This is a genomic window from Paenarthrobacter sp. A20, from assembly GCF_024168825.1.
GTDB lineage: Bacteria > Actinomycetota > Actinomycetes > Actinomycetales > Micrococcaceae > Arthrobacter.
On record NZ_JALJWH010000001.1, the window covers coordinates 1,636,160 to 1,652,823 of the forward strand.

Here is a 16,664-nt window from a genome sequence, read left to right on the forward strand (position 1 = left end):
GCTTCCAGATGAATCTCGACATCATATGAACGCTGAGCACGTCACCGCCATTATCGATGACGCGTCTGAAAACGGCCTGGACGGAATAGCCATATTTTTCGAGAGACAAATTATGGAGCATTGACTCTGAGAGTGAATCGTTTGCCTTCAACCAGCCCATGAAGGCCTCTGAATCAATGTTCATTTTTCATCCATCTCTATGGTCCAGCTGGGAAGTCATGCGAAAGACCGGCTGTTCGAAGGCCGCCAAGTCGCCAGCCCAGAGGTCGTCTGCCCTGTAGGTCACGAAGCGGAAAGCAGCGGAGGGGTACTCCTCGTCGGGACCATAATCCACGGATATCCAGACGTCGACCGGCTTGCTTCCTAGATCAGCGGCAGCCGAGGCGATGCCGCGACCCAGCATCATGCCCTGGGCCAGACAGCGGGCCGCCCATTCGCTCGTGCCCACGAAGGCCAGCCAAGAAGCCGACCTATCGGCGCCGTCGATCAGTTGATCCAGCGGGAGCTTGTTAATGTAGCCCTCGAATCCGGTGGGACCACCGAGACTTGTCACGCTCGAGTGCCGGATGTTGTGCAGCTGCGATACGAAAAGTAGACACCCGTCCCGAATCGTCAGCCCTTCAACGACTTCAGCCTGCATCCGGGGATCCAAGCTGCCGGACTCAACGAAGGGCTGTGCCAAAAGACGAAGGGGCCTCATGGCCTCGTTCATCGACTCGATAATCACAAAGCCATAGTGCCATGGCCCGAAACGGAACCGGACATGGGTCTGGACCCCAACTAGGACCATTGCCGCATGCCCGTAAGCCGGTCGATCACCGAGCCCGGGAATCCCGCCGTCACGTTCCGCGCGCTTGCTGGTCAAGGCCATGCACGTAAGACCCGCACGATGAAATGCACGGTGACGGGGGGATTACTGCAACCATGTTCCTTATGACTGGAATGAAGATCGGTCATGCCCGGGTATCGACGAACGACCAAGACCTCACCGCGCAGCGAAATGCCCTAGTTGCCCTAGGCGTTGAGGAAAAGCTGATCTTCGTTGACCACGGACTCACGGGAGCGAATCGGATGCGCCCTGGGCTCCGTGAAGCGATGGCAGCCTGCCGGGCCGGCGATACCCTCGTGGTAACCAAGCTCGACCGGCTGGCGCGCTCCCTATCTGATGCCAGGGACATTGCCGATGAACTGACGCCTAAGGGCGTTGTGCTGAGTCTCGGCGGCAGCACCCATGATCCGACTGATCCGGTAGGCAGGCTGCTGTTCAACGTCCTGGGAATGGTAGCCGAGTTTGAGGCGGATCTGATCCGGATGCGCACCCGCGAGGGCATGGCGGTCGCAAAAGCCAAAGGGCGGCTGAAAGGCAAACAACCAAAGTTGTCCAAGGCGCAGCGGAAGCATCTTCTGACGCTGCACGACGCCGGGGAGCACACCCAAGCTGAATTGGCGGAGCTGTTCCGAGTATCCCGGACCACGGTGTACCGCGAGCTCCAAAGGCGCACCATGTGAAGACCGACGCGGAGCCTACTGCTAGGAACACGCCAAATAGCGCCGCAAAAAGACCGCCATTTATAGCCGAACTCCACAACTAGGGGCTGACAGGCTTGCACGGGCCACCGGTGCATCCACTCCTGCAGGAAACGAACGTTTTCGTGCATCTCTTCACCGGCTTGATCTGTATCGATCTGCATCCGTGGATCCACCGGTGCACCCCTCCTCTGCGGCAACTTCCCCCATCGTCAACCCTCTGCTAGAAACGCCTGAAACAAAGCTCAAGACGTCTTGAGCAAAAACTGATGGAACCTTTCCGCGGCAAGGACCGGGGAAGACTTTATTTCTGGTGTAATTCCCGCAACAATGGTGCTTGCACGCCAGGCTGGGGTTTGGTGCCGCTGGCTTTGGGGAGTGTTTTGTGGGCAAGCATCATGATTCAGACCGGGTACTTGATTTGATCCGTGCAGAAGGTTTCCGCCGCGTCTTCGTCGCAGGAAGCCTGGCCATTTTGGCCTTCTTCGCGTTTGGCTTCCAGCCACTGAACGCCATGACCACCGGTTCGGTCACTGGTTCCTTGGCACAGGGCGTCGTAGGGCCAACATCATTGGGCACGTTGGTGCCACCGGAAGCTGAAACGCTGGTGATAGACCCCCTCCCGGACCCGCCGGAACAAACCGCTGGCACCCCCATGGTTTACTTCGACCGCGCCATGGTCAGGACCGTCAGCAAAGACGGATCCACAGGCCTCACGGTGGCTTCCGCAGGTCTGTCCCGCCCTCCTACCGGCGCCTTGTACGCACCCCTTGAGGTCCTCAACCCGAGTTCACCCTACGGATACCGCTACAGCCCGCTGACGGGTCTTGCCGGCGAATTCCACTGGGGCCAGGACTACGCGGCCGCCTGCGGAACACGCGTTTACGCTGCAGACGCCGGCGTGGTCCGGGCCGTTGGCTGGCACATCTGGGGCGGTGGCAACAGGGTGGAAATCGAGCACGGCAACGGCCTGGTCACCACCTACAACCACTTGCAGGCCATCGGAGTCACCAAGGGCCAATCCGTTCGCGTAGGCGAAGTCATCGCCGAGGTTGGCACCACTGGCTGGTCCACCGGCTGCCACCTCCACTTCGAGACGATCGTGAACGGCCTGCACACCAACCCCAACGGCTGGACCTACCTGCCCACGCGGCAGATTGATCCGCTGCAGACCATTGCCATGGTCAACTACCAGCCAGGTGTCGGATCGGGCACCTCGGCAGCCCCGCAGTGGGCCGTCCCCGTAGCCGACGGCACCAACCGCGCCGTCATTGGTGGCGAGCACGAAGAACCCGTGGCCCCGCCTGTGGTGGTTCCGCCGGTCACCACGCCGCCGGCCAACTCGGGAGGCACTCCAACAACGACGCCGCCGGCTACGCAGACACCCACGACGCCGACGCCCTCGCCGTCCGTGACGGCCACGCCGACGCCGACCGCGACGCCGACCCCGACGGTCACACCCACGCCAACCCAGACGGCCACGCCGACTCCGACGCCAACACAGACTCCGACGCCGACGGGCACGGCAACGCCGACGCCTACCCCGACGCCAACCACCACGGTCCCTGCAGCGACCAAGCCGCCGGCCACGACTACCGTCGTACCAACGGTGACCACGCCTGCAGCTCCGGCACCGGCCGCCGTCGTGCCTCCTGCAGAACCGGCGCCGGCAGCTCCTGCGCCCGCAGCGCCGGCACCAGCACCAGCCGTAGTGGCCCCTGCACCGATCGTAGTTCCGGCGGCTCCAGCCCCCGCGCCGGCGGTAACCCAGGTTGTCGCCCCGGCCCCGGTGGCTCCTGTGCCGGCACCGACACCGGCTGCTGTGCTCCCGTCGTCGCTCCCGGCCGTGATTCTTCCGCCTGGATACATCCTGGTTGGACCGGATCTGGTTCAGCGACCTGACGGCGTGATTGTGCCGCTGTCCACGCTCATCATCCCGACGCCCTAAACGTCCACACGCTGAAGGAACGCGAAACGCAGGCACCCCTGCGTTTCGCGCCCCAAGCCAGCTCCCGTAAGCTCGATGGCGGTAACCCCGCCAGCCGACGTCGTCAGGAAGCGAACCCCATGACCAGCCTGTACAGCATTCCCCTCACCTTCAACGATGGCTCCGAAGCAGACTTCGGCCGGTTCGAGGGGAAAGCAGTCCTGGTGGTCAACGTCGCTTCCGAATGTGGCTACACGCGCCAGTACGCGGGCCTTGAGGAGCTCTACGGCAAATACCGCGGGCAGGGCCTGGAGATCCTCGGCGTGCCCTGCAACCAGTTCGGTGGGCAGGAGCCTGGCGCTGACCAGGAAATCGCCGAATTCTGCGAGCGGAACTTCGGTGTGACTTTCCCACTGACCACCAAGGCGAACGTCCTGGGCAAGCAGCAGCATCCCCTGTTCGCGGAGCTGACCCAGGACGAGGACGGGCAGCCGGTCAAGGTGAAGTGGAACTTCGAGAAGTTCGTCATCAACCGCGACGGTGAGCTCGTGGCAAGGTTCCCATCCGCAGTGGAGCCTGACTCCGAAGACTTGGTAGAAGCAGTGGAAAAGGCGCTGGCATAAAGCCACCGATTCTGAAGGGAGGAAAGTAATTTTCCAACATTCCGCCGGATGTTAGCCAGTTGTTGGCTAGTTGTCTGGTTGGATTAGCCCTACTGGATTGATACGGGAGACGCCGTCTCCCACCAAACGCTAAGGCAAGCTATGGAGCTCATCGAGGCAGAGTACCCCAAACCAGGTCATGTGCTTTTGCACCTGAGCGATCTACACCTGGTGGGTGGTCCGGGCACGCTCTATGGCTCCGTAGACAGTGCAACCAGGCTCCAGGAGATCTGCGACCAGATCATAGCGTCCCGGATCAGGCCCGAGGCCATCATTTTCACCGGAGACCTCGCGGACAGGGGTGAGCTGGAAGCCTACAAGCGTCTCCGCGACATGATCGAACCGGTCTGCGACGCCCTCGGGGCCAAGGCCATCTGGGCCATGGGCAACCACGACAACCGCGCCAACTTCCGTTCCGCCTTCGTGGATGCCTCCGAGGCCAGCAAGCCCCACGACCCCGTGGACCGAAGCTACTTCGTCAACGGACTCCGCATCATCACGTTGGACACCACCGTCCCTGGCCACCATTACGGTGAACTGTCAGAATCCCAGCTGGAGTGGCTGGCCTCTGAACTGTCCACGCCGGCCCCTGACGGCACCATCCTCGCCCTGCACCACCCGCCCGTCCCGTGCGTCCAGGACCTCGCGGTGTTGGTGGAGCTGCGCGGCCAAGCCGCACTGGCCGCCGTCGTCCGTAATACGGACGTCCGCACCATCCTGGGTGGCCACCTGCATTACTCCACGACGGCGGGCTTCGCCGGCATTCCGGTCTCTGTCGCCTCGGCCACGTGTTACACCCAGGACCTGGGCGTGCGCGCGGGAGGGCAGCGGGGCCGGGACGGCGCACAGTCGTACAACATGATCCACGTCTACGAGCACACGATCGTGCATTCGGTGGTGCCGATGTCCGGTGGCGTCACCGTGGGCGAGCCCGTGGACGCAGCCGAGGTTCAGCGTCGGCTGGCTGAAGCAGGTATCCGCATACCCCACGAATCGCGGGTGGGTGCCCACACTTCGCCGGGCACGCACACTTCTTCCATCCCGCTTGTTTCTCCGGGCGGTTTTACTTCTCCCAAGGCGCCTTGACCGGGAAGTACTTCTCCAGGAAGTCCGTCACCAGGTCGGCACGTTCGTTGGCCTCAACCTCCGGGAAACTGCCGTCATTCAGGCAGAAGAAGTCCATGTGGCGCTTGGCCAGGAGCTTGGGCAGATAGTGCAGCCCGGCCCACATGGTGGAATCCACATACCGGACCTTGGCGTTGGTCTGCGTCACCGCGCGACCTGTGAGCAAGGCGTAATAGTGGTAGAAGGAGTTGGTCACCGAGATGTTGTCGGCGGCGCGGAAACGGCTGCCGGCAGTCTTGGCGAATTCGGCCGGGAATTCCTTCTCCATCCGGGCCACCACGCTACGGCGCAACGGAGCAGCCGTGTGTTCGAGGTGACGGGTGGTGATCCTGCCGAAGCGCTCCCACAGCAGCTTGCGGTTGACGCGTGCCGCGTTCTCGAAGCCGCTGCGTTCGGCGTCGTTGTCGCCCAGCCCGATCCGGGTGTCAGCTTCGATGAACTTGGTGATGCCGCCGGGGGTGAAGAACATGTCCGGGCCAACGGGTCGGCCAAAGAACATGTCGTCGTTGGAGTACAGGAAGTGCTCTGAGAGCCCCTCAATGTGGTGAAGCTGGCATTCCACGGCCTGCGAATTGTGGGTGGGCAGCACTGACTTGTCGGCGAAGAACTCCTCGCTGCGCACAATGGTCACTGACGGGTGGTCGGCCAGCCAGGCCGGTGCGGGGGAGTCGGTAGCGATGAAGATCCGGCGGATCCAGGGCGCAAACATGTGGACCGATCGCAACGCGTATTTCAGTTCATTGATTTGGCGGAAGCGGGCCTCATGGTCGTCGCCTTCACCAAGGACCGCGCCAGCCTGCTGGGCGCGCCTCCTGGCGATGTATTCGGGGTCGCTGCCATCCACCCACGAGAAAACGATGTCGATGTCGAAGTCGATGTCGCTGGCATGGTCAGCGAACATGTTCTCGATGGTGGGCCACGTCAGGCCATGCCGCTGGACAGTGCCGCGTACTGCGTCCTGGCGCAGCATGGTGCGGCGGGTCAGGGAATTCTCCACCGGGAGCTCCAGATGGTCGCCCTCGAACCGCCACAGCTCAAGCTGCACGCCCAAGGCAGGGCCGTACCAGAGCCCGCCGCCGATTTCGACGCGGGGGCGGTACAAGCGGAAGATGCGGGATTTTCGGTTGGCGGACAGCTCGCCGTCGGCCACCAGCACCGAGGTCTTCTTTTTTGCGTCCACGGTCATGGAGTAGAACGGCTCATTGTGGAACGCCGACACCAGCGCCTCCCGCACCTCCTTGCGCGACTCCCAATCGACGGCGACAACGGGCCTCTCGTCATTGCCGCGCACAAGGATGAAATCGACGCCGGCAGCGTCCAAGGCGGCCCGTACAGCCAAGAGGTCGGACACCATGGCCTGTTGCGGGGTGAGGTCGCCGTTGACCAGGGCGTACCGCCCGCGGTGACGGACGACGTCGGACCTGTGCCTAAGATGCGCAACGACGGCAGGCGAGACCGCCTCGGCAATCGCGTCCTCTTCGATGGACGGGCTGCCGTGGTAAATCGGATCGACCTGTGCTTGTGTGATGGCTGTGTCTCCGGGATCGTCGGTGTGCGTGAAACTGGACTTGCTGGTTGTTAGATGGAAAGGGCCTCGCGCCAGCTGCGGAGGAAAGCGCCGCCGGCGTCGTCGTGGATGACGTCGTCCGCCAGTTGGAGGTCAGCGGCCGTCAGTATGGTGTAGGGCTTCACCGGTACGCCGTCTGCGGGCCGGACGTCCACGTGCTTTACGTCGTGATCGTTGTGGTGAAGCCAGTCTGCCATGGCATAGTCCGTGCGGGAATCACCCACGGTCCGCCAAGAGAGCGGAGTGATGCCCTGCGCCGCGAGCAGTTCGACGGCGCGGCTGGCTCCGAGGTCCTTGCCGAGGCGGACGGATTCGATGTCCGTGGAGATGATGGTGGGGTCCAGGCGGTAGTCCGCCGTGTCATCGGATTCCGGCGCGTGGTGGTCCAGGATTGCCGCGTTGAGACCATGCCGTCCCATGATGTCCAGGGCGTCGGCGTCGAAGAGTTTCTGTTCGGCCAGGTAGTCCGCGCTGGCCACGTCGAGGTGCTGCTCCACGGAAACCATGGCGCGCTTGGTCTCGTCGAAAAACATGTGCGCGGAATAGTCCTCGGCAACCAATCGGCGTATATCGTCGCCGTAGGCCTTGGGCACTGCGAGTTCGTGGTCCACGTGGATAGGACCGGGGCCTTCCGCCGTGTAGCTGAACCACACAGCGCCCTTCTCGCAGATGGCGTGGATGACGGTGTTGGCTGGCATCCCGGCGGCGATCATGGGGCCCATGACCTGCTCGCTGATGAACGCATCCGAGCGGCCCGTGTTGAAAACGACGGGGATCCCGGCCGAAGCCAGGGCAACCATGTCCGCAATAATGTCCGGCTTGACGTCACGCGTCACAGGGCTGGCGATGGGGCCATCGACGTCCAGCAGCAACGCCAAAGGAGGCGTGGCGTGGGCAGCGGTCCGGTCAGTACCGTGGAGCGGTTGAGTCATGCCCCTATTCTGTCAGTCCCCGCGGTCCCCATCACAGCTATGACGTCTGTGACGCCCTACGAAGGATATGGACGGCACTCGTGGAAAGGACGCGCCAGTACCGACGGACATTGCTTGGTCACTGCTTCCTACCGGAATTTGCCTTCGGGATCCGGCGCGCATCGGGTGTTGCCGCCGAGTGTGGTTCCGAAGCTGCTCGTTCCAAGCTGCATGGAGAACTTGCCATCGCCAAAGCCTGTGGTCGTCTGGTCTCGGTTCGCTCCCGAGGGCTGGGTTTGTACAACTCTTAGCCCTTTGCTTTCAAAGACTTCCTTTACCGTCTTATGTATCGCTTCAGCCTGATCTTCTGAGATCGCGCCGTGCATGCTGTCGAAATTGAACCGAGTGCCCTCGGTCCCGTCCGGGAGGGGGCACGCCATACCGGGTTTATCGGGTGTAATTTTCGTCCAATCGCCCGGGGCGAGAGCTTGAATTTGTGTGAAGATGCCGAGGTATTCCGTGCGGGCTTGTTCCGGCTCCATGGTCTGCTCCGCGGTGCTGATAGGCGGGTTGGTGCTCGGCGCTGAGCCGCATCCTGCAAGGGTGAGAAGAATTACCGCCGCGGCAGTAAGGACGTGTCTGGACCTAGACACCATCAGTAGTCGATTCAACGTTTCTTGATTCCCTCTTTGGCCGCTGTAACCATTACCGTGCCCGTGGAGAGGCTATTTTGCTACCTCCGGGTCCGGGACACAGCGGCTGCTGCCATCGATTATTGTGCCGAGGTCGCCCGTGTATAGGGCGACGGATAACCCATCGGGTCCGAATGCAGTAGTGATGAGCAAATTATTCGTGGTGGTTGATTTATCGAGGGTCTGAACTTTGTACCCGCGTGATTCATAAAATGCTGAGACTTTCTGCCTGAGTGTCTCGCGCTCGGCGGAGCTGAGGGGACCCGTGGTCCGGCCGCCGGAGAACTGCTTGCCGCTTCCGGTGTCCTGGAAGTTGCAGTATCCACCTGCCGGTACGTCCTCGTTCACCCAGTCACCTGGTGACAAGGCCTGAATCTCATCGAGGAGTCCGAAGAACTCCGTTCTGGCCTCTTCCGGTGTCATATTCAACCCATTCCCACCATTGGGAAGCATGTTGCTTGCGGCGGTTTGAGAGGGTGGGAGACCTCCATCAGCACTCCTGCCCGAAGACCCAGCGGCGCATCCGGACACGAGCAGCAGCAGGACGGCACTGGTGGAAAGTACGCGTCTGTAAAGGGGGCGGTGCATGGTTGTCATCGTTTTCTAGCGAAATTTGCCTTCCGGGTCGGGAACGCAGCGGGTGTTTCCGCCAAGGTTTATTTCGTACTTTCCGGTGGTGAGCCCCATGACGAATTTGTCGGGCCCGAACACGTCGGTGTGTCTGACGAAGTTCGGGCCGCCATCGGATTCTTGCTTCACAGTGAACCCCGTGGACACGAAGACAGTTTTTACCTTGTCGTGCAGAGCGTCCATTTCTTCCCGGCTCAGCGGACTTCGACTGGTATCGATTGAGAATTGGGTACCGTCAGACCCGTCCGGGAGCCGGCAGACATCCCCTTGATATTCGGAGGGCGGCGCGACATCCCAGTCGCCGGGGGCGAGGGCCTGAATCTTGTTGAAGAGGTTGAAGTACTCTGTGCGGGCTTGTTCTGGGTCCATGGTTTGCTCCGCGGTGCTGGTAGGTGGGTTGGTTCCAGGGGTTGTTCCGCACCCTGCAAGGGTGATTAGAAGGATGGCTGCGGCGGGAAGGATGCGCCTGTTAAGGGGGCCGTGCATGGTTGTCATCGTGTCGCATTCGTGAGTTGGTCATTCAAGCCGAGGGCGATTCTGGCTTGGTTATAGCTTGACTGGGTTCTCCTGTCGAAGTACCCGTAGATGCCGTCCTTGCCGCCTGTTTGTCCGTCGTGGGTTTTCGTTGGGAGTTCTGTGGCACCATCAGGTCCCGTGATGCCGTCCGTGCCGAAGGTGACGGCGCCGAATCCGGGGCTGCGGTGCTTTTACGCTGCCAGCCGAGCCCATGCCCGACTTCAGCTACGTGATCCCAGTCGTAGGTTCCCCGGTATACGGTGCCGCCGGGGTTCAGGTGGAGATCGTTCACGGAGGTCACGTTATCAGGGGCCCCAACGTCCCCGACGAGAACGAGGTTATCGACAGGCAGCTCGGTTTTTGCTGCCTCCATGGCCCCGAGGGAACCCATGGAGTGCCCGACTGCTGTTGTCATGGCTGCGTTGTCGAGGTTTTGGTGAACGGCGTTGACCCCTGTCGCGTAGTTGCGAAGGGCAGGACCCACGACTTTTGCTTGGTCGTTGCTGAACACACCCAGACCCTGGGCCGGCTCGACACCAATCCAGGCAACGACAGCAATCCGGTTCTTATCCAGCCCGTTGGAACCGGCGAGTTTGCGTTGATCAAGCCGCTGATCATTGGCCTGTTTGGTCTTGGATGCCAGGTCCTTGCCGATGGTGGTGTCCAGCCCGGGGAGCTGGTAGGTGACGTGCTTGGCGGCGTCGAGGTCTCCCACGGAAATAGATGCACCGAACCCGGTCTCCGATCCTGTCCCGAGACTAAAGGGAGCGAAGCTGATTAGTTGCCGGATGTCGGATGGATCCTGAGGATTGGTTTTCGGCTTGCCCTGGCTGTCGTAGAGCGATTCCCAGACTTTGTTGACCATGCCTTCCTGGGAGCCTTCATCAACTTTTCCGCCGTGCTCTTCGCGGTACTTCTTCCAGTAGTCGTGCATCTGCAGCAACTTTTTGCGGTTGGCAAGGTCCCTGGCGGTCGCGGTGACACCGTTCAGGTTCCCAATAACGTCCGGAAGTGCATCGATCAGAAGGTGCTGTTCTTCACCGACGGTGATTTTCCCGGTGGCAGGCTCGACGGTGTGGCCGAGGCCAGACCACCACGTGGCTGTGGCTACGGGGTCCAGTCCTGGTTGGGTCAGGAGTTCCCGCAGCCGGGCGGTGCCACCATTACCGAGCCAAACCTTCAGTTGCGCTGCACTCATGGTTCCGATGTCGTTCAAACCCACTTGGTTTGGTGCTGCGTACTGGATGAAGAGCCCGTTGAGCATGCTGTCCGCCACGGCGCCGCTGCCGGCTGTTTCGAATGCGGTGGCGACCTGCTCTATCCAATCGGCGTCTGCTGCGTTGGCGGCGAGCAACCGCTCAAAACCAGCAACAAACGATTCAGTCTCGATGTTCACCCAGGAACAGGATGCTGTGAAGCCGCTCCAGGCGTTCCGGACTGCGACAAAGTGTGAGTTCAAGGTGTTCGTGGCAGTCCGGGACACTGAGGCGAAGCCGCGCAGCTTGCCCGGGTCAGCCGAGGTGGTTCCGGTTCCTGGTCCGCCGGCGAACCGGGGCCGGTCCCGCGGAGAAAACACAGCTGAAACAGCCGGTGCAGGGACCGGCGTTCTCTCGGGCATCGGGTCCAAAATCATAGTTGCGACTGTCGCGGATGCTTTCGCGATGTCACCGGAGAGCAGTTGCTGTTTGCGGATGTTGTCGCGTTGCTGCCAGGCTTCCATGTTCTTTTGCCGGGCTTTCTCTTGCTGGGCCCTGTGCTTGGCCTCGCCGACATCCTCGGCCAGAGCCGCCAGGACACCTGAAAGCTTGCCGCGATCATCGGACCTGATGGCGCAGGCGTCCTTGAACAAGCGCCCGTAGCCCCCGTTGAAATCCTGCACTGCCTGCTCCACGGCCCCATACAGGAAGCCTCCCTCGGCACGCAGAACCTCGTCGGCGGAGTTTGCGGCAGTGATCAGCGCGTCGGCCGCGCCGTCATCAAAAGCAATTCCCATGCCTGCCCCCAAACCAGAACGATAAATCCAACGATTAGCATAACTGCTGTTTGGGCAATTGGAGGTCGTGGTGTTGTACGGCTTTAGGAGGTTGTGTATGCCAGAGGATGCCAAGATGCACCGATTCCTGACGACGGAGCGGGTGGCCGAGGAACTGAATGTGTCAGTGAAGCAAAGCAAGGTGTTGCTTGAGCGGGTGATCTGCGGGAGTCCAGCTCCGGGGCCGTAGGAGCAGAAGCCGGAAGTCACCTTTTGGCTACAACCTGCCTGTGCCGCGGGTCACAAGTTCCGTTAGGGCGCCAACTTCCATAGGCTTGCAGGGTGATCTTCAAAGCTGTGGGCGAGGGACGCCCGTACCCTGACCATGGATACTCGGCGCCGCGGGACTGGGCTGCCTTGCCCCCGCGCCCTATCCGCCTCGATGAACTGGTAACCACCAAACGAACCCTGGATTTGGAGGCATTGTTGGCTGAAGACTCAACCTTCTTCGGCGACCTGTTCCCGCACGTTGTCCAGTATCAGGGCGTCATGTACCTCGAAGACGGGCTCCATAGGGCCGTGCGCACGGCGCTCCACCAGAGGACGGCGATCCACGCACGCGTCCTGGTGATCGATGGCTAGGCTGACGGGTCCGGAGGTGGACACGTCCCCAGCAAAAAAACCTAAGCGTCCCAAGGATGCGACGCAGCTTCACGGCCACCACGTGGTCACCGGACCGGAGCTGCGGGCAACGTTTGCCGAGGATGCCGCGGCCCAGAAGAGCCGTTTCCGACGCCGGTTGTTCCACGGAATCGTTCTTGTGCTGCTGGTGGGCGTGATCGCTGCCGGTGCCGTTGGCGCTTGGGCGATCATGAACGGCGTCATCAAGGTCCCCACCGCGATCGCCAGCAAAGCTCCCACCAGTCTGTGCCCCACCACCACGTTCGACTACGTCCCGAACGAAACGGTTAATCTCAATGTCTTCAACGCTACGTCCCGTGGTGGGTTGGCTGGAACCGTCGCTGAGCAGTTCACGGCCCGCGGTTTCAAGGTGGCGTCCGTGGACAACAGCGACACCGCCTACACAGGCGTCGGCGTTGTGGTTTCCGGAGTCAAGGGGCAAGCGGCCGCGTTCAATATCCAGCGCAACCTTGCCGGAACTGACTACTTCCAGGACAACCGCGAGGACGAATCCGTGGATGTCATCCTCACCTCGGGCTACGAAGGCCTGGTGGAACCGGAACTGGTGGACCAGACTCCGGGGAAGCTGCTCTGCCCGCGTGAAGACCTCCGGATTGCAGACAACTCCAAGTGGCCGGTCGTCCCCACGCTTCCGGCGGGGCAGTAGCCTAGCTGGCCAAGGCGTTGTGGGACGGTGAATCCAACCGGAGGGGCCTGCCCTTTTCGTCGAAGCGGGCACCCGCACCCAGCTGGATGAAGCGCACAGTTTGAGATGTGTGGGCCTCGACGTCGGTGGCCGGGGCTGGCGGGGGAGTCTCGCCGTCGGGCGTTCGGTTGCGTCGTGCGGCGCTGGCAGACAGCGTTCCGAGAATGAGCCGGGCCAGTTGGGCGACGTCGACGTCGGGGAGGTAGCCCTGGTGGACACCGTCCTGCAGGATGTCCTGCAGCAGGACGTTGAGGTCTCCCACGTGGTCCGCGAGCTTCGCGAAGGAACCGGGGGAGAGGACCGCGGCCATGGCCGGCCCGGGAGGCAAGTGGCGGCGGCTCAGATCTTCCACCTGCGCGCGGACATAGAGGGCCAGCCTATCCACCGGATTCTCGAGTGCGGCCAGCGAATCGCGGAGGTCCACGATGAAGCGTTCCGTCTCATCCAAGGCGTACGCGATGAGCAGTTGCTCCATGTCCGCGTAGTAGTTGTAGACGGCGGTGCGGCCGACGCCTGCGTGGCGCGCGACGTCGGTCATGGTGAGGCCGGGAAGGCCATGGGTGAAGAGGAGCTCTCCAAAGGCGGTCAGAATCCGACGTTGGGTCTCGGCACGTTGGGCAGCATTCGTGGCGGCCGTGATCCTTGGCATATAGACACTTTACAGTGATCTGTCACTAAGAGCTGCGGGTTTTGTCAGGTGTCGCTGTTTCCTTCAGGGGCCCGGGCTGTGGTTTTGCGGGTGACCAGGTGTGGTGTCCGGACCACGCTGCCCGGTGGCTTTGCCCCTTCGATCCGGTCCACGGCACGGCCAACGGCGGCGGCGGCAAGGAGCGGAGCGTCCTGGCTGACAGAGGATAACTGGACATAACTCAGCTTGGCGAAGTTGCTGTCGTCGTAGCCGAGTACTGAAACATCGGCGGGAATGCTGATTCCCGCGGCCCTGAAGCTTTCCATGATTCCCAGGGCCGACCTGTCGTTGAAGGCGATAACAGCCGTTGGCAGATCGGCCTGAAGGATCTGCCCTGCCCCCATGCCGTCCTCCTCTCCTGGGCCGCCCGAAACAACCACGGGTTGCAGGCGATGCCGGATCATTTCCGTGCGGTACGCCTCCCGGCGTTTGTCCGACGAGACTGCAGTGCCGCCGTCCACGTGGACGATCCGGCGATGACCCAGGCTAACCAGATGGTCAACGGCCAGTGCGATGCCGGCATGATCGTCACTGCTGACCGAATCCACAAGATCGCCCACGTCATCGCGCAGGAGGCTCACCACCGGCACCTGGCGGGCGTGCAATGCCAGGTCATCCACGCTGAGGGTGGGAGCGATGATGATCAACGCCTCGGCGCCGACGTCCAGCAAGGTCTCGATGGCGCGGGCCTCAGGTCGGCCTCCGGCCACTGCGCTCAGCGTTATCTCATAGCCCTTGGCGGACGCCTCCGCGTACGCGGCATCGACAATCTCCGCGTGAAACGGCTGTGAGCTGGAGAAGGCGAGGCCCAGGAGTTTGGTTCTGCTGCTCCGCAGCAGCCTCGCGCGGGAGTCTGCCCGGTAACCGAGATCGCTGGCCGCCTGCAGGACTCTTTGTCGGGTAGCTTCCGCCGCGCCGGGGGCGCCCCGCATCACGATGGAAACCAAGGCGCGCGAGACGCCGGCCGCCTCGGCTACGTCCATCAGGGTGGGGCGGCGCTGCAGTTCTGACATATTTCCTCCAGTTGCAACCAGTGTATAGAACGATCTAGACGAGGCGTGAATCCCGTGTCAGTATGGTTCGACTAGAACGATCTAGAAGATACGCATCAGGAGCTCTCATGGTTTACCTTCAGCATCCGGTCAGTGAAGACCGGCCCGTTCGTCTTGGTCTGATCGGAGCGGGGTGGATTGGAAGTTTTCACGCCGAATCCATTGCCCGGCGCATCCCCAATGCCCGACTCGAGGCAATCGCTGACCCGGCCCTTCCCGCGGTCCAGGCGCTGGCTGACCGGCTGGGTGTCCGCAAGATCAGCACTGACCCGGAGGATGTGCTGGCTGATCCGGAAGTGGATGCTGTCCTGATCTCCGCGCCGGCCCGCTATCATTCCGGGCTGATAGCGGCGGCGGCACGTGCTGGCAAGCATGCCTTCTGCGAAAAGCCAGGCGGCCGTACTGTGGAAGAAGTTGATGAGGCGCTGGAAGCAGCGGAGGCCGCGGGTGTGACGGTCCACTTCGGTTTCAACCGCCGCTACGCAGAAGACTTTGCTGCCGCCCGCCGACTCATTGATGACGGCGCTGTGGGAACCCCGCAATTGTTGCGGTCCTTGACCCGCGACCCGGGACACAAGGACGGGATTGCCAATCCGGAGCGGATTGCACCGGGCACCATTTTCCTTGAGACCCTCATCCACGACTTTGATACCTTGAACTGGCTGAACCCCGGCGCTGTCCCTGTTCGCGTCCATGCAGTGGCTGACGCGCTGGTAGCTCCCGAGGCAAAAGAGGGCGGGCTGTTGGATACCGCTGTGGTCACCGTGACCTACAGCAACGGGGCCATTGCCGTGGCCGAGGCCAACTTCAATGCCCTGTACGGCTATGACGTGCGCGGAGAGGTATTTGGCACTGCGGGGATGGTGACGGCGGGAGGCCCGCAGGCCAACTCGGCCACGAGCTACACTGCTGCCGGCATCAATGCGGCCACCGTCCGCCTGAACGTGGACCTCTTTCACGATGCCTACACGGCTGAACTCGCCCACTTTGTGGATGCGGTGAGGGCTGACCGCGATGGGACCCAGGCTCCCGCGGCCCAAGGTGCTGGCGGAACCGACGCGCGGAATGCGCTGGCCGTTGCCCTGGCTGCCACCCGTTCGGCCCACACCGGGCTGTCTGTTGATGTGGCATCGATTGCCGCACTGCGTCCGGCGGAACCCGCGCTGCTCACTGTGGGGGACAACGCATGAGCTTCCGCCTGGCCGTATGCGCTGAAATGCTCTACGGCGAACTGCCCTTGACGGAGCGGGTGAAGAGGATCCACGGGCAAGGGTTCGAGGTGGAGCTGTGGGACACCCGCGGCCGGGATGTCGCGGCCCTGGCAGCAACAGGTGCCCGGTTCTCGTCGATGAGCGGCTATTTTGGCGGCAGCCTTACTGATCCCGGCGGTGCCGAGGACGTGCTGGCGTCCGCGGAGAAGTTGATTCCCGTGGCGCTTGAACTTGGCGTCGAGCGGATGGTGGTCCACCCTGCGGAGCTCGGGGAGGGAGGCAGGGCTGTCCGACCGGTTCACCGGTCTACCGGTGAGATGTGGCTGACCGGTCGAAGCACCCTCGAACGCCTGGGGGCGCTGGGCGAGAAGCACGGAGTGACCTTCGCGCTTGAGAACCTGAACACCATCCTGGACCACCCTGGAATCCCATTGGCGCGGGCCAAGGACACTTTGGCGCTGGTCTCCGCAGTTAACCACCCCAATGTCAGGATGATGCTGGACCTGTATCACGCCCAAATCGGCGAGGGAAACCTGATCGAACTTGTCCGGGCCGCGTTGCCCTGGATCGGAGAAATACAGGTGGCTGACGTCCCCGGCCGTTGCGAACCCGGCACCGGGGAAGTCAACTACCGCGGCGTCGCAGATGCTCTTCAGAAGGCCGGATACGCGGGGGTCATAGGCCTCGAGGCGAAGGCCGACGGGGGAGAGGACCTGCAATCAGGTGATGCCGCGCTGGCGGCTTTCCGTGCGGCCTTTGAAGGCTAGCCAAGAGCAGCCTGCCCGCGGGCCCGGGAC

Annotated in this window: 17 protein-coding genes; 8 read left to right on the forward strand and 9 right to left on the reverse strand. The window is 62.3% G+C overall.

Features of this window, described 5'->3' with window-relative positions; genetic code table 11:
- Positions 1-187: 187 nt before the first annotated feature.
- On the reverse strand, positions 188-727 hold the full coding sequence (locus J3D46_RS07930; RefSeq protein WP_253466223.1) for a hypothetical protein: 540 nt from the start codon (positions 725-727) through the stop codon (positions 188-190).
- Positions 728-942: 215 nt separating this feature from the next.
- On the opposite strand from J3D46_RS07930, the gene J3D46_RS07935 reads away from it, so the two are divergent.
- The 4 genes from J3D46_RS07935 to J3D46_RS07950 all read left to right on the forward strand — a co-directional run bounded on the left by J3D46_RS07935 (position 943) and on the right by J3D46_RS07950 (position 5,202).
- A complete protein-coding gene (locus tag J3D46_RS07935; RefSeq protein ID WP_374110838.1) occupies positions 943-1,509 on the forward strand; it encodes a recombinase family protein in 567 nt (188 codons plus the stop codon).
- 403 nt (positions 1,510-1,912) lie between these two features.
- Entirely contained in the window at positions 1,913-3,475 is a 1,563-nt protein-coding gene (locus J3D46_RS07940; protein WP_231340514.1) for a M23 family metallopeptidase, read from the forward strand.
- Between the two features lie 119 nt (positions 3,476-3,594).
- The gene (locus J3D46_RS07945; protein ID WP_231340515.1) at positions 3,595-4,077 is read left to right on the forward strand and encodes a glutathione peroxidase; all 483 of its coding nucleotides are present in this window, start codon (positions 3,595-3,597) and stop codon (positions 4,075-4,077) included.
- Between the two features lie 141 nt (positions 4,078-4,218).
- Positions 4,219-5,202 carry a phosphodiesterase gene (locus J3D46_RS07950; RefSeq protein WP_231340516.1) on the forward strand — a complete coding sequence of 328 codons (984 nt, stop codon included), beginning with the start codon at positions 4,219-4,221 and terminating at the stop codon, positions 5,200-5,202.
- Here the strand turns inward: J3D46_RS07950 and J3D46_RS07955 are convergent.
- The 6 genes from J3D46_RS07955 to J3D46_RS07980 all read right to left on the reverse strand — a co-directional run bounded on the left by J3D46_RS07955 (position 5,180) and on the right by J3D46_RS07980 (position 11,550).
- Entirely contained in the window at positions 5,180-6,595 is a 1,416-nt protein-coding gene (locus tag J3D46_RS07955; protein ID WP_374110774.1) for a stealth family protein, read from the reverse strand. The genes J3D46_RS07950 and J3D46_RS07955 overlap by 23 nt on opposite strands.
- A gap of 224 nt (positions 6,596-6,819) precedes the next feature.
- Positions 6,820-7,740, reverse strand: a complete 921-nt coding sequence (locus J3D46_RS07960; RefSeq protein ID WP_231340517.1) for a hypothetical protein — start codon at positions 7,738-7,740, stop codon at positions 6,820-6,822.
- A gap of 128 nt (positions 7,741-7,868) precedes the next feature.
- The gene (locus J3D46_RS07965) at positions 7,869-8,261 is read right to left on the reverse strand and encodes a hypothetical protein (RefSeq protein ID WP_231340518.1); all 393 of its coding nucleotides are present in this window, start codon (positions 8,259-8,261) and stop codon (positions 7,869-7,871) included.
- A gap of 183 nt (positions 8,262-8,444) precedes the next feature.
- Entirely contained in the window at positions 8,445-8,834 is a 390-nt protein-coding gene (locus J3D46_RS07970) for a hypothetical protein (protein ID WP_231340519.1), read from the reverse strand.
- Positions 8,835-9,014: 180 nt separating this feature from the next.
- On the reverse strand, positions 9,015-9,410 hold the full coding sequence (locus J3D46_RS07975) for a hypothetical protein (protein ID WP_157731655.1): 396 nt from the start codon (positions 9,408-9,410) through the stop codon (positions 9,015-9,017).
- 151 nt (positions 9,411-9,561) lie between these two features.
- Complete coding sequence (locus tag J3D46_RS07980; RefSeq protein ID WP_253466226.1) at positions 9,562-11,550, reverse strand: alpha/beta hydrolase; 1,989 nt, start codon at positions 11,548-11,550, stop codon at positions 9,562-9,564.
- Positions 11,551-11,871: 321 nt separating this feature from the next.
- Here J3D46_RS07980 and J3D46_RS07985 point away from each other — a divergent pair, with 321 nt between their 5' ends.
- Positions 11,872-12,171 (forward strand): type II toxin-antitoxin system VapB family antitoxin, encoded by a 300-nt coding sequence (locus tag J3D46_RS07985; RefSeq protein WP_011773432.1) that lies wholly within the window; start codon positions 11,872-11,874, stop codon positions 12,169-12,171.
- A 16-nt stretch (positions 12,172-12,187) separates the two neighbouring features.
- Positions 12,188-12,877 (forward strand): LytR C-terminal domain-containing protein, encoded by a 690-nt coding sequence (locus J3D46_RS07990; protein WP_253466229.1) that lies wholly within the window; start codon positions 12,188-12,190, stop codon positions 12,875-12,877.
- 1 nt (position 12,878) lies between these two features.
- On the opposite strand, the gene J3D46_RS07995 is transcribed toward J3D46_RS07990, so the two are convergent.
- Both J3D46_RS07995 and J3D46_RS08000 read right to left on the reverse strand, forming a co-directional pair.
- On the reverse strand, positions 12,879-13,565 hold the full coding sequence (locus J3D46_RS07995; protein ID WP_231340522.1) for a TetR/AcrR family transcriptional regulator: 687 nt from the start codon (positions 13,563-13,565) through the stop codon (positions 12,879-12,881).
- Between the two features lie 44 nt (positions 13,566-13,609).
- Positions 13,610-14,617 (reverse strand): LacI family DNA-binding transcriptional regulator, encoded by a 1,008-nt coding sequence (locus J3D46_RS08000; RefSeq protein ID WP_231340523.1) that lies wholly within the window; start codon positions 14,615-14,617, stop codon positions 13,610-13,612.
- 107 nt (positions 14,618-14,724) lie between these two features.
- Here J3D46_RS08000 and J3D46_RS08005 point away from each other — a divergent pair, with 107 nt between their 5' ends.
- Both J3D46_RS08005 and J3D46_RS08010 read left to right on the forward strand, forming a co-directional pair.
- Positions 14,725-15,846, forward strand: coding sequence for a Gfo/Idh/MocA family oxidoreductase (locus J3D46_RS08005; RefSeq protein ID WP_253466232.1), 1,122 nt, complete (start codon positions 14,725-14,727; stop codon positions 15,844-15,846).
- On the forward strand, positions 15,843-16,634 hold the full coding sequence (locus J3D46_RS08010; protein WP_231340525.1) for a TIM barrel protein: 792 nt from the start codon (positions 15,843-15,845) through the stop codon (positions 16,632-16,634). Before J3D46_RS08005 ends, J3D46_RS08010 begins: the two co-directional genes overlap by 4 nt.
- The last annotated feature ends 30 nt before the right edge of the window (positions 16,635-16,664 follow it).